The organism is Streptomyces sp. SM10, assembly GCF_002910915.1.
Classification (GTDB): domain Bacteria; phylum Actinomycetota; class Actinomycetes; order Streptomycetales; family Streptomycetaceae; genus Streptomyces.
In genome coordinates this window covers 51,530-63,972 of record NZ_NEUF01000130.1, presented here as the reverse complement: position 1 = coordinate 63,972, position 12,443 = coordinate 51,530, and the positions used below count along the sequence as shown (strand labels likewise).

General features: G+C 72.4%; 15 protein-coding genes. 12 read left to right on the top strand and 3 right to left on the bottom strand.

From position 1 onward, the window contains the following. The 7 genes from B9S57_RS20810 to B9S57_RS20780 form a co-directional block, all read left to right on the top strand. A partial coding sequence (locus tag B9S57_RS20810; protein ID WP_258036481.1) for a ScpA family protein occupies positions 1 to 905 on the top strand: 905 nt, incomplete at its 5' end. After that, positions 902 to 1,552: an SMC-Scp complex subunit ScpB gene (scpB, locus tag B9S57_RS20805; protein ID WP_103517073.1), complete on the top strand. Its 651-nt coding sequence runs from the start codon at positions 902 to 904 to the stop codon at positions 1,550 to 1,552. The genes B9S57_RS20810 and scpB, both read left to right, overlap by 4 nt. Continuing rightward, positions 1,552 to 2,742 (top strand): pseudouridine synthase, encoded by a 1,191-nt coding sequence (locus tag B9S57_RS20800; RefSeq protein ID WP_103517072.1) that lies wholly within the window; start codon positions 1,552 to 1,554, stop codon positions 2,740 to 2,742. Before scpB ends, B9S57_RS20800 begins: the two co-directional genes overlap by 1 nt. 133 nt (positions 2,743 to 2,875) lie before the next feature. Next, the gene (gene pnuC, locus B9S57_RS20795) at positions 2,876 to 3,529 is read left to right on the top strand and encodes a nicotinamide riboside transporter PnuC (protein WP_103517071.1); all 654 of its coding nucleotides are present in this window, start codon (positions 2,876 to 2,878) and stop codon (positions 3,527 to 3,529) included. After that, positions 3,526 to 4,605 carry an AAA family ATPase gene (locus tag B9S57_RS20790; protein WP_103517070.1) on the top strand — a complete coding sequence of 360 codons (1,080 nt, stop codon included), beginning with the start codon at positions 3,526 to 3,528 and terminating at the stop codon, positions 4,603 to 4,605. The genes pnuC and B9S57_RS20790 overlap by 4 nt, the downstream gene beginning before the upstream one ends. Further along, positions 4,602 to 5,345, top strand: coding sequence for an NUDIX domain-containing protein (locus B9S57_RS20785; RefSeq protein ID WP_103517069.1), 744 nt, complete (start codon positions 4,602 to 4,604; stop codon positions 5,343 to 5,345). Before B9S57_RS20790 ends, B9S57_RS20785 begins: the two co-directional genes overlap by 4 nt. Continuing rightward, positions 5,342 to 6,364 carry an ADP-ribosylglycohydrolase family protein gene (locus B9S57_RS20780; RefSeq protein WP_103517068.1) on the top strand — a complete coding sequence of 341 codons (1,023 nt, stop codon included), beginning with the start codon at positions 5,342 to 5,344 and terminating at the stop codon, positions 6,362 to 6,364. The genes B9S57_RS20785 and B9S57_RS20780 overlap by 4 nt, the downstream gene beginning before the upstream one ends. A gap of 184 nt (positions 6,365 to 6,548) precedes the next feature. Here the strand turns inward: B9S57_RS20780 and B9S57_RS20775 are convergent, their stop codons facing one another. Next, positions 6,549 to 7,115, bottom strand: coding sequence for a helix-turn-helix domain-containing protein (locus tag B9S57_RS20775; protein ID WP_103517067.1), 567 nt, complete (start codon positions 7,113 to 7,115; stop codon positions 6,549 to 6,551). Between the two features lie 47 nt (positions 7,116 to 7,162). Here B9S57_RS20775 and B9S57_RS20770 point away from each other — a divergent pair, with 47 nt between their 5' ends. Then, complete coding sequence (locus B9S57_RS20770; RefSeq protein ID WP_103517066.1) at positions 7,163 to 8,083, top strand: trans-aconitate 2-methyltransferase; 921 nt, start codon at positions 7,163 to 7,165, stop codon at positions 8,081 to 8,083. Between the two features lies 1 nt (position 8,084). Here B9S57_RS20770 and B9S57_RS20765 read toward each other — a convergent pair whose 3' ends face one another. Then, a complete protein-coding gene (locus B9S57_RS20765) occupies positions 8,085 to 8,780 on the bottom strand; it encodes a DNA polymerase beta superfamily protein (RefSeq protein ID WP_103517065.1) in 696 nt (231 codons plus the stop codon). A 10-nt stretch (positions 8,781 to 8,790) separates the two neighbouring features. Then, positions 8,791 to 9,228, bottom strand: coding sequence for a Rieske (2Fe-2S) protein (locus tag B9S57_RS20760; protein WP_103517064.1), 438 nt, complete (start codon positions 9,226 to 9,228; stop codon positions 8,791 to 8,793). Positions 9,229 to 9,447: 219 nt separating this feature from the next. On the opposite strand from B9S57_RS20760, the gene aroH reads away from it, so the two are divergent. The 4 genes from aroH (at position 9,448) to B9S57_RS20740 (ending at position 12,397) form a co-directional block, all read left to right on the top strand. Next, entirely contained in the window at positions 9,448 to 9,810 is a 363-nt protein-coding gene (aroH, locus tag B9S57_RS20755; protein WP_103517063.1) for a chorismate mutase, read from the top strand. Continuing rightward, positions 9,807 to 10,892: a prephenate dehydrogenase gene (locus tag B9S57_RS20750; protein WP_103517062.1), complete on the top strand. Its 1,086-nt coding sequence runs from the start codon at positions 9,807 to 9,809 to the stop codon at positions 10,890 to 10,892. Before aroH ends, B9S57_RS20750 begins: the two co-directional genes overlap by 4 nt. Before the next feature lie 123 nt (positions 10,893 to 11,015). Continuing rightward, positions 11,016 to 11,732, top strand: coding sequence for a (d)CMP kinase (gene cmk, locus B9S57_RS20745; RefSeq protein WP_103517061.1), 717 nt, complete (start codon positions 11,016 to 11,018; stop codon positions 11,730 to 11,732). After that, on the top strand, positions 11,729 to 12,397 hold the full coding sequence (locus tag B9S57_RS20740; RefSeq protein ID WP_103517060.1) for a 1-acyl-sn-glycerol-3-phosphate acyltransferase: 669 nt from the start codon (positions 11,729 to 11,731) through the stop codon (positions 12,395 to 12,397). Before cmk ends, B9S57_RS20740 begins: the two co-directional genes overlap by 4 nt. The last annotated feature ends 46 nt before the right edge of the window (positions 12,398 to 12,443 follow it).

The following is a 12,443-nucleotide window of genomic DNA, read 5'->3' as shown; positions in this document are numbered from 1 at the left end:
CCGGCCCCGTCGGGAGCCCTCCGCGCGTTCCGGGCGCCGCCGCCCCTCCCGCGGAACCGGCCGAGCCCCGTGAGGCGGCGGCCTCCGAGGCCGGGGACGACCGGCGGTTCACCGTGCGGCTGGTCAATTTCGAGGGTCCCTTCGACCTCCTCCTCCAGCTGATCTCCAAGCACAAGCTCGATGTGACCGAGGTCGCGCTGTCGAAGGTGACCGACGAGTTCATGGCGCACATCCGCGCCATGGGGCCGGACTGGGACCTCGACCAGACCACCGAGTTCCTCGTCGTGGCCGCGACCCTGCTCGACCTGAAGGCGGCCCGGCTCCTGCCCACGGCCGAGGTGGAGGACGAGGCGGACCTCGCCCTCCTGGAGGCGCGCGACCTGCTCTTCGCGCGGCTGCTGCAGTACCGCGCGTACAAGCGGATCGCGGAGATCTTCAGCGACCGGCTGGACTCCGAGTCCCGCCGCCAACCCCGTACCGTCGGGCTCGAGCCCCAGCACGCCGCGCTGCTGCCCGAGGTCGTGATCAGCATCGGCCCCGAGGGTTTCGCCCGGCTCGCCGTGAAGGCGATGCAGCCGAAGCCGAAGCCGCAGGTCTACGTCGATCACATCCACGCGCCGCTGGTCAGCGTGCGCGAGCAGGCGGAGATCGTGGTGGCGCGACTGCGCGCGGAGGGGGAGATCAGCTTCCGGGTGCTCACCGAGGACGCGGAGGACACCCTCACCGTCGTCGCCCGCTTCCTGGCGCTCCTGGAGCTCTACCGGGAGAAGGCGGTCGCACTGGACCAGGAGGAGGCGCTCGGCGAGCTCCTGGTGCGCTGGGCCGGGGGCGAGGGGGCGGAACCGGTGGTCACGGACGAGTTCGACCAGGAGACGCGCGAGCCGCAGGAGGGCGCAGAGGCATGAGCACGGACGACGACGAGCGCGACAACACGGTCGCCGGGCTCGACCTCAAGCCCGCCCTGGAGGCGGTCCTCATGGTCGTCGACGAGCCCGCCACCGAGGCACACCTCGCCCAGGTCCTCCAGCGGCCCCGCAGGGCCGTCGCGGACGCCCTGCGGGAGCTGGCCGACGAGTACACCGTCCAGCGCCGCGGATTCGACCTGAGGCTCGTCGCCGGGGGCTGGCGCTTCTACACCCGGCCGGAGTACGCGGAGGCCGTCGAGGGCTTCGTCCTGGACGGCCAGCACGCCCGGCTCACCCAGGCGGCGCTGGAGACGCTCGCGGTCGTCGCGTACCGTCAGCCGGTGAGCCGGTCGAGGGTCTCGGCGGTACGCGGAGTGAACTGCGACGGCGTCATGCGGACCCTGCTCCAGAGGGGTCTCGTCGGGGAGGCGGGCGCGGAACCCGAAACAGGTGCGATCCTGTACAGGACGACGAACTACTTTCTGGAGCGCATGGGCCTGCGAGGCCTGGACGAGCTCCCGGAGCTCGCGCCCTTCCTCCCGGAGGCGGACGCGATCGAGGCTGAGACGCTAGAGGGTGTGCCGTCGTTCGATCCGGACGCACCGGACACCCCGGATACTCACGCACACGACAAGACGGATTTTTGATGCGAAGCAGTGGCAGGAACAGCGGAAGCGGCAGCGGCGGCAAGGGCGGCGGCGGCCGGAGCGGTGGCAGCAGTGGCGGCGGCCGGAGCGGTGGCGGCTGGAGCGGCAACAGGAACAACACCGGCACCGGCAGGAACAGCAACCCGAACCCGCGGGTCTCCGGCTCCGGGCGCGACGACGACAAGAAGGAGCAGCGCCCCCGCCGGCCCCGCCCCGAGGAGCGCCGCTACGACGTCGGCAACGACAAGCCGGGCGGCGACGGCGGCACCCGCAAGGGTCGCGGTGACGCGGCCCGCGGCGGGGCCAAGGGGGGTCCCAAGTCCCCACAGAACGTGAGCAAGGGCGGACGGCGCGTGGGCGCCCCGTCCCGTCCGCGTGAGCTCGACGCCAAGATCGAGCAGCGCAACCGCGACCGTTACGCGGAGAAGCCCGAGATCAGGACGCCGAAGACGCACCCGGGCGCCGAGCAGGAGGGCGAGCGTCTGCAGAAGATCCTCGCCCGCGCCGGCATGGGCTCCCGCCGTGCGTGCGAGGAGCTGATCGAGCAGGCCAGGGTCGAGGTCAACGGCGAGATCGTCCTGGAGCAGGGCAAGCGCGTCGACCCGCAGAAGGACGAGATCAAGGTCGACGGCCTGACCGTCGCGACCCAGTCGTACCTCTTCTTCGCGCTGAACAAGCCCGCCGGTGTCGTCTCCACCATGGGGGACCCGGACGGCCGCCAGAACCTCGGTGACTACGTCACCAACCGTGAGACGCGGCTGTTCCACGTCGGGCGGCTCGACACCGAGACCGAGGGCATCATCCTGCTCACCAACCACGGTGAGCTGGCCCACCGTCTGACGCACCCCAAGTACGGCGTGAAGAAGACCTACCTGGCCGCCATCCAGGGTCCGCTCCCTCGCGACCTCGGCAAGCAGCTCAAGGACGGCATCCAGCTGGAGGACGGGTACGCCCGCGCCGACCACTTCCGGGTCGTCGAGAACACCGGCAAGAACTACCTGGTCGAGGTCACGCTCCACGAGGGCCGCAAGCACATCGTCCGCCGGATGCTGGCCGAGGCCGGCTTCCCGGTCGAGCGCCTGGTGCGCACGTCCTTCGGGCCGATCCCGCTGGGCGACCAGAAGTCGGGCTGGCTGCGCCGCCTGACCAACACCGAGGTCGGCATGCTGATGCGCGAGGTCGGTCTGTAATCCACCGCCCGACCCCGAACGGCCCGCGGCCGGTTCCTCGTTCGTACTTTCGAACAGGAACCGGCCGCGGGCCTTTTGCCGCCGCCGTTTCTTCTTTATAGTCAGAGTGACCATTAAAGAAGGAGGCGGCGCGGTGACGCTCGCGGACATACTCGGCCCCCTGCAACAGCCCCTGGTGACGGTCCTGGACACCCCGGTCAGCTGGACCGAGGTGCTGGACTTCGGCAGCGGTGCGCTGTGCGTCTGGCTCGTGGCCCGCCAGCACCTCGCCAACTGGCCGATCGGCATCGCCAACAACCTGTTCTTCATCCTGCTGTTCGCCCAGTCCGGTCTGTACGCCGACGCCGGCCTGCAGATCGTCTTCATCTCCCTCGCCGCGTACGGCTGGTGGACCTGGACCCACGGGGGTGGACCAGGTGACACCGTCCTGCCGGTGCGGAGCACCACCCGCGCCGAATGGACCTGGCTGCTCGCGGCGGGGGCGGCGGGCACGCTCGGCCTCACCCTGCTGCTGTCCCGCGCCACGGACTCGACCGTGCCGTTCTGGGACGCCCTGACGACCTCGCTGTCCCTCATGGCGACGTACGGGCAGTGCCGCAAGCGCGTGGAGTCGTGGTGGCTGTGGATCGCCGCCGACATCGTCTACATCCCGCTCTACGCGTACAAGGAGCTCTATCTGACCTCCCTGCTCTACGTCGGATTCCTGACGCTCTGCCTCGTCGGGCTGCGCAACTGGAACAGGGACCTGACCGCCCACCGGCGCGAGGACGCGGCGGTGCCGGCATGAAGCGCCACGGGCACGGTCTCGTCCTCGGCAAGTTCTACCCGCCGCACGCCGGCCACCACCACCTCGTGCGCACCGCGCGGGACCGCTGCGAGCGGCTCACCGTCCTGGTCTGCGCCGCCTCCGTCGAATCCGTGTCCCTCGCCGACCGCGTCGCCTGGATGCGGGAGGCCCACCCCGACGTGCGGGTGGTCGGCGCGGTCGACGACACGCACATGGACCTGAACGACGCGGCGGTCTGGGACGCGCACATGGAGGTCTTCACCGCCGCGGTGCCCGAACAGGTCGACGCCGTCTTCACCTCCGAGTCGTACGGTGAGGAGCTGGCCCGCCGCTTCGGCGCCGAATCCGTCCTCGTCGACCCCGGGCGCACCCTGTTCCCCGTCTCGGGTACGGCGGTCCGCGCCGACCCGGCCGGCTGCTGGGACTACCTGGAGCCGCCCGTACGCGCCGCGCTCGCCCGCCGGATCGTCGTCCTCGGCGCCGAGTCCACCGGCACCACGACGCTGGCCCGCGCCCTGGCGGCCCACTACCGCCGGCGCGGCGGCGTATGGGCCCGCACCGGCTACGTCGCGGAGTACGGGCGGGAGTTCAGCGAGGCCAAGCTCGCCGCGCTGCGCGGCCGGTGGCCGGGAGCCCAGTGGGAGGACGTCACCTTCACCACCGACGACTTCCCCCTCATCGCCGAGACCCAGAACGCCCGGGAGGAGGCCGCCGCGCGGGCGGGGTCCCCGGTGCTCTTCTGCGACACCGACTCCTTCGCCACCACGGTCTGGCACGAGCGGTACATCGGCGGCCGCAACCCGCTCGTCGAGCAGAGCGCCGACCGGGTCGCCCACCACCTCTGGCTGCTCACCGATCACGAGGGAGTCGCCTTCGAGGACGACGGACTGCGCGACGGCGAGGAGCTGCGGCCCTGGATGACGGACCGCTTCCGCGCCGAACTCACCCGCACCGGAAGGCGGTTCATCGAGATCACCGGAGACCCCGGTGAGCGTCTCGCCGCGGCCGTCGCCGCCGTGGACGGCCTCCTCGACGCCGGCTGGCACTTCACCGCACCCCTGCCGGAGCACCGATGAGCACCGCCCCCGAGGGCTACGACCCCCACGCCTTCGTCCCCTTCGCCGTCACCGTCGACCTCGCCGTCTTCACCGTCCGTGAAGCGCGGCTCCACGTACTGCTCGTGGAACGCGGCCAGGCCCCCTACAAGGGCCGGTGGGCGCTGCCCGGCGGATTCGTCCTCCCCCGGGAGTCCGCCGAGGAGGCGGCCCGCCGCGAACTCGCCGAGGAGACCGGTCTCACGAAGAAGTCCGTGTGCTCCTTCCACCTCGAACAACTGCGCACCTACAGCGACCCGGACCGCGACCCCAGGATGCGGGTCGTCTCCGTCGCGTACGCCGCGCTCGTGCCCGACCTCCCCGAACCGCGGGGCGGTGGGGACGCGGCACACGCGCAGTGGTGGGAGGCGGACGGCACCGGGCCGCTCGCCTTCGACCACGACCGCATCCTGACGGACGCGCACGACCGGATCGGCGCCAGGCTCGAGTACTCCTGCCTGGCCACCACGTTCTGCCCCGCAGAGTTCACCCTCGGCGAGCTCCAGCAGGTCTACGAGACCGTCTGGGGCGTCGCGCTCGACCGGCCCAACTTCCGGCGCAAGGTCCTCACCACGCCCGGCTTCGTCCAGGCCGTGGACGGCCCGCCGCGCCGCACCGGCGGACGGGGAAAACCCGCCGCCCTCTACCGGGCGGGTGCCGCTACCGCCCTGCACCCTCCACTGCTGCGCCCGGAAGGACGCCCTGAAGGACGGACACCATGATCCCGACACGGATTCTCACCAAGCAGGCGGCCACGGGCGCGCTGACCGGGCTCGCGCTCGGTGACGCACTGGGCTTCCCCACCGAGTTCGACAACGTCCCCGCGATCCTCGCCAAGTGCGGGCCCTGGCGGGAGATGCGGCTGCCGAAGCCCGCGTTCGTCACCGACGACACCCAGATGACGCTCGCGCTGGGCCGCGGCATACGCACCGCCATGGACCGGGGTCTGCTCACCCCGGAGCGCCTGGTCGGTCCGGTCCGCGAGGAGTTCGTCCGCTGGTACCGCTCCCCGGACAACAACCGTGCGCCCGGCCGTACCTGCATGACCGCCTGCCGCGTGCTGGAGGGCGAGAGGCCCTGGCAGGAGGCCAGCCAGACCGGCTCCAAGGGCTGCGGAGCCAACATGCGGGTCGCACCCGTCGGCCTCGTACCAGGTCTCAGCGAGGAGCAGCGGTCCGGCGCCGCCCAGCTCCAGGCCGCGCTGACCCACGGTCACCCCACCGCGCTGGCCTCCTCCGACCTGATGGCGCGCGCGGTGTTCCTGCTGGCCCAGGGTGCCGAACCGATGGGTCTGGTCGGCCAGTTGCGCAGTTACGCCTACGAGAACGCCGACCGCTACCCGGCGCGCTGGCTCGGCGACCTCTGGCGCCACGCGGGCGACGCCTCGCCCGAGGCGTACATCAGGCGCGGCTGGGACGAGTGCCTCACCGCCCTCGCCCGGGTCCAGGACGCCCTGCGGACCCCGTCCCCCGAGACCGACCCCTGCGAGTCCACCGGCGACGGCTGGGTCGCCGAGGAGGCGCTCGCGACGTCCCTCCACTGCTTCCTGCTCTTCCCCGAGGAACCGGTCACCGCGCTGCGCCGGGCCGCCTGCACACGGGGCGACTCCGACTCCCTCGGCTGCCTCACGGGCGCGCTGGCCGGAGCGCACCTGGGAGCGGGGGCCTGGCCCAAGGAGTGGTCGGAACGGATCGAGTACCGCAGCGACCTGCTCTCCCTGGCCGCGCTCTGGGACGCTTGACACATCGACACGACACTCCTGCGAGGGGCCTGACCGCCGGTCACCGCCCTGACTCCGGCACTCGCCGGGGAGCCCTCCCCGCTCCTGTTCGCGACGGGCCTCGGGCGCCCACCTGTACGGCTTCCCCTCGCGGGAGACCACTTCGTGGTCAGGGCGAGGCAGACACAGGCCGCGCCGCGTTCCCTCAGTCGCGCTCGCGCAGGTGGGAGCGGCGGCCGTCCCGGTCGAAGATGCCGAGGATCTCGGCCGGGCCGCCGACGGCGCCCAGCGCGTGCGGGAGCATCGTCGTGAACTCCGCCGCCTGTCCCTCCTCGACCCGGAGCCGCCGCTCGCCGAGCAGCAGCACCACCGTGCCGGACAGCACCGTGAACCACTCGCGGCCGGGATGCGCCTTCAGGGCCGAGGGCCCTTCGGGCGGAGGCACGGTCAGCCGTATACGGGCCACCGTGACGCCCGGCTCACCGCGCACCGCCCACTGGGTCAGGCCGTGAGCCGGATGGTGCGTGGGGTTGGTGACGACGTCGTCCTCCGCGGCCTCGACGAGCTGGTCGAGCGAGGAGCCCAGGGCCCGGGCGATCACGGTCAGCTGGTCGAGAGCGATCCTGCGGTGGCCCGTCTCGATACGGCTGAGTGTGGAGGCGCTGAGGTGACAGCGGGAGGCGAGGTCGTCGAGCGACCAGCCGTGCGCGGCCCGCAGGGCCCGGACCCTTTTGCGTACGAGGCCGTCGAGATCACTTCCTTCTTGCGTCATGAGCAAGAGGGTATGCGTTGCGCGCAAGTCTTCGTAGGCTCGGTCCCATGACACGCTCCACTTCCCACGCCCAGGGCCCTGAGCAGCACGGCGCCGCCCACCACCGCGCTCACGGAGGCGGGCACGGGCACGCGCACACACCCCAGGACGACGACACCCTCGTCGCGGTGCTCGACCTCGACGCCGCGATCTTCGCCCCGTACCTCACCGGGGTCACCGCCCGGATCGAAGAACTCGCCGAAGACGCCGTCACCCACGTCGTCGACCTCGGCGCGGGTACCGGAGCCGGCACCTTCGCCCTGCTGGAGCGCTTTCCCCAGGCCCGGGTGACCGCCGTCGACAGCTCTGGCTCCATGCTCGCGCTGCTCGTCGGGAGGGCCCGCGCGAAGGGCCTTCAGGACCGGGTGCGAACGCTGGAGACGGACGCCGGCGCCGGGCTCGGCGACATCGAGGACGCCGACCTCGTGTGGGCCTCGGCCTCGCTGCACCACGTGGACGACCCGGCCGCAGCCCTCGCCGGTGTCCGCACCGCGCTGCGCCCCGGCGGGCTGCTGGCCGTCGCGGAGATGGACGGGATGCCGCGCTTCCTTCCCGAGGACGCCGTCGCCGGCCGCCCCGGCCTGGAGACCCGCTGCCGTGAGGCGCTCGGCGCGCTCCACGCCGAGCAGGTGCCGCACCTGGGCGCCGACTGGGGCACCCTGCTGACCGAGGCGGGGCTCGCCGTCGAGCAGGAGCGCACCGAGGCGATGGAGCTGCGGGCCCCGCTGCCCGACGGCGTCGGCGACTACGCTCACCTCGTGCTCGGCCGCATCCGGGGCGCCCTCGACGGCCGTGCCGACCCCGTGGACCTCGACGCGCTCGCCACCCTGCTCGACGGCGGCCCCGCCGACGTGCGCCACCGCGACGACCTGGTCGTCAGTTCCACCCGTCAGCTCTGGGTGGCCCGCCGCCCGGCGGACCACGCCTGAGTCACCCGGTCGCCGCCGACGCCCGCCGGGTCCGGACCAGGAACGCCTCCACACGTTCCAGGTCCGGCCCGGGCGGCAGCGGGGAGCGGGAGACGGCCTCGTCGTTCTCCTGCGCCAGCCGGGTCATCCGGCGTTCCACCTCGGACCACGGGACCTCGCCCCGCTTCACCGCCAGCAGCTCCTCACGCGCGTCACCGACCCCGATCCGCAGCTCGCCGGTCCGCAGCAGGTCCCGGCAGGACGCCAGCAGCCGTAGCAGGTGCATGGCGTGCTTCCAGCGCGGAGCGCCGTGCACCCGGACATCGGCCTCCAGCTTCCGGCGCTGGCCCAGCGCGTAGCGTACGAACGTCCCGTGGGCCTGCCGGGACAGGAAGGCGTCCCGCAGTCCGATGAGCTCCTCGCCCGTGGCATCGATCCGCTCCACGACCGGCGAGTGCAGGCACTCCAGCACATTGGGGTTGGCCCGCAGCGCCAGCTCGCAGAAGCGCTCCAGCTCCCAGGAGAACTGCTCGTCGGCCGGCCCCTCGACGTGGGAGGGCGGCTTCGTGAAGCCCCAGAAGAGCGGAGTCGGCGCGAGGAACACCCCGCGCCGGTCCGTGTCGCTGTCGTCGGTGGCGAGCCCGAAGGCGCGCGAGCCCGTCACACACGCGTAGACCGTGTGCTCCCGCACCAGCCGTTCGTCGTCAGGGGTGATCATGCGCGCGAGGCTACGCGCCCTGCCCGAGCCGGATGCCCTCGCCCTCGACCGTGATCCGTTCGGCGGGCAGCGCGCGCGTGGCCGGTCCCTGCTCGACGGTCCCGTCCCCGATGCTGAACCTGCTCCCGTGGCAGGCACAGTCGATGGTGCCGTCGGCGACCGCGGCGACGATACAGCCCGCGTGGGTGCACACCGCGGAGAACGCCTTGAACTCCCCGGCGGCCGGCTGGGTCACCACCACCTTGCGGTCCTTGAAGATCCTCCCGCCGCCCACCGGGATGTCGGCGGTCCTCGTCAGCTCCTCGCCCCCCGGGGCGGTCGGGGAGCTCACGTCCCCGGAGACGGCCGGGGAGCTCTCCTCGGTCCCGTCCCCGTCCCCGGACGAGCCGCAGCCGGTCACCAGTGCCGCCGCTCCCGCCGTCAGGACCGTCCTTCGCCGTGCCTTCATGCTTCTCCTCGCAGGGTGATCGATGCAGGGGCTGATGACAGGCATCGTCACCCCGCCCGGCGTCCCGGCCCCACGACACGGCGGTGGATGCGCCCGACCGGGTGCGCCACGGAGCGGCGCCCCCGCCACCGCGTCTCACGGACAGAGCACGGTGACCGGGCCGCCCCCCGCCCCTCTAGGCTGAAAGGGCACACAGCACGAAGCGACGAGGGGTACGACGTGGCGGTACGAGCAGTCCGTGGAGCCGTCCAGCTGGACCGGGACGAAGCCGGTCACATGGACGAGCGGGTGAGCGAACTCCTCACCGAGGTCCTGGAGCGCAACCAGATCGTCGCCGACGACCTGATCAGCGTGTGGTTCACCGCCACCCCCGACCTCCACAGCGACTTCCCCGCAGCCGCCGCCCGTGGACTCGGCATCGTCGACGTACCGCTGATCTGCGCACAGGAGCTGGACATCACCGGGGCCATGCCCCGCGTCGTCCGCATACTCGCCCACGTGGAGACGTATCTCTCCAAGGCGGAGATCAGCCACGTCTACCTCGGCGCCACCGGCTCCCTCCGCAAGGACATCGCCCAGTGAGAACAGCCCTCGTCATCGGAACGGGCCTGGTCGGCACCTCCGCCGCCCTCGCCCTCGCGGGACGCGGCATCCAGGTGCACCTGGTCGACCGCGACGCCTCCTCGGCGCGCACCGCCGCCGCGCTCGGCGCCGGTACGGACGAGGCGCCCGAGGGGCGCGTCGACCTGGCGGTCGTCGCCGTACCGCCCGCCCACACCGCGTCCGTGCTCGCCACGGCCATGCACGACGGGATCGCCCGCGCCTACCTCGACGTCGCCAGCGTCAAGGGCGGTCCACGCCGCGAACTGGAGGCGCTCGGCGTCGACCTCACGCCCTACATCGGCACGCACCCCATGGCGGGCAAGGAGCGCTCCGGTCCCCTCGCGGCCACCGCCGACCTCTTCGAGGGCCGCCCCTGGGTCCTCACACCGACCCGTGAGACCGACACCGAGGTCCTCAACCTCGCGCTGGAACTGGTCGCACTCTGCCGCGCCGTCCCGGTCGTCATGGACGCCGACGCCCACGACCGCGCCGTCGCGCTCGTCTCCCACACCCCGCAGCTGATCTCCTCCATGGTCGCCGCCCGGCTGGAGGAGGCCGACGAGACCGCCGTGCGGCTGTGCGGTCAGGGGATCAGGGACGTGACCCGCATCGCGGCCTCCGACCCCCGGATGTGGGTGGAGATCCTCTCCGCCAACCCCGGCCCGGTCGCCGACGTCCTGGCCGGTGTCGCCGCCGACCTGGACGAGACGGTCCGGGCGCTGCGCGGTCTGCAGTCCGCCGACGAGGAGGAGCGCCGCACGGGCACCGAAGGCATCGAGGACGTCCTGCGCCGCGGCAACGCGGGCCGCGTCAGGGTCCCCGGCAAGCACGGGGCCGCCCCGGCGTCGTACGAGGTCGTCGCCGTGCTCATCAGCGACCGGCCGGGCGAGCTGGCCGCGATCTTCGCCGACGCGGGAAAGGCCGGCGTCAACATCGAGGACGTCCGCATCGAGCACGCCACCGGCCAGCAGGCCGGGCTGGTCCAACTGATGGTGGAGCCGAGCGCCGCCCCTGCGCTGAGCACGGCCCTCAGTGAGCGCGGCTGGTCGATCCGCCCCTGAGGGCCCTCCGGGACAGGGGCAGGGAGGCAGGGGTGCAAAGGCGCTTCCGGCACTCGGTAACCTTGGGGGAGGGCGCTCCAGTCTGTCCTGCCCCGCTCCGCCCGCTCCCCGTGTACCAGGAAGGTGTCCACCACCGTGGAAACCGTAAGCGCTGCCGCCCGGACCGCCCCGGCCACAGTGATCGTCGCCATCGACGGGCCCTCCGGCACCGGCAAGTCGAGCACCTCCAAGGCCGTCGCCGCCCAGCTCGGTCTGAGCTACCTGGACACCGGCGCCCAGTACCGGGCGATCACGTGGTGGATGCTGAACAACGGTATCGACGTGCGGAACCCGGCCGAGATCGCCATGGCCGCCGCCAAGCCGGTCATCGTCTCCGGCACGGACCCGTCCGCCCCGACGATCACCGTCGACGGCGAGGACGCCGCGGGCCCGATCCGTACTCCTGAGGTCACCTCCCAGGTCAGCGCCGTCAGCGCCGTACCCGAGGTGCGCGCCCTGATCACCGAGCTCCAGCGCTCGATCGCCGCGGAGGCCGAGCGGGGCATCGTCGTCGAGGGGCGTGACATCGGCACCACCGTGCTGCCCGACGCCGACATCAAGATCTTCCTGACCGCCTCCCCGGAGGCGCGCGCCGCCCGCCGCAGCGGTGAGCTCAAGGGTTCCGACCTCGCCGCCACCCGGGAAGCGCTGGTCAAGCGGGACGCGGCCGACTCCGGCCGGAAGACCTCCCCACTGGCCAAGGCCGGCGACGCCGTCGAGGTGGACACCACCGAGCTGACCCTCGCGCAGGTCATCGAGTGCGTCGTCACCCTCGTCGGGGAGAAGCAGGCCGCGAAGTGACCGAAGCCACCGCCGCGCCGACACAGCGCGGAGCGGCCGTCGGGCGCGGCATCGGCATCGGGCTCATGTACGGGCTGTTCAGGCCGCGTGTGCTCGGCGCGTGGCGGGTCCCCACCGCGGGACCCGTCATACTCGCGGTGAACCACGCGCACAATCTCGACGGACCGATGCTGATGGGCACCGCGCCCCGGCCCGTCCACTTCCTCATCAAGAAGGAGGCGTTCGTCGGCCCCCTCGACCCGTTCCTGCGCGGAATCGGGCAGCTCAAGGTGGACCGCACGACCGTCGACCGCACCGCCATCACGCAGGCACTCGGCGTGCTGGACGACGGCGGCGTCCTCGGGATCTTCCCCGAGGGCACCAGGGGCGAGGGCGACTTCGCCTCCCTGCGCGCGGGGCTCGCCTACTTCGCGGTGCGCGGCGGGGCGCCGATCGTCCCCGTCGCGGTGCTGGGAAGCACCGAGCGCCGCGGACGGTTGACAGGGGCACTGCCTCCGCTGCGCAGCCGGGTCGACGTCGTCTTCGGCGACGCCTTCCAGGCCGGTGACGGCAGCGGGCGGCGCACGAGGAAGGCGCTGGACGAGGCCACGCTGCGGATCCAGGGGGAGCTGACCGCGCACCTGGAAAACGCCAGGCGTCTCACCGGGCGCCCTGTTAAGACTTGAGTAGTGGGCCGCGCGATCGTGGCCCATCGATGATGATGCAAAGAGG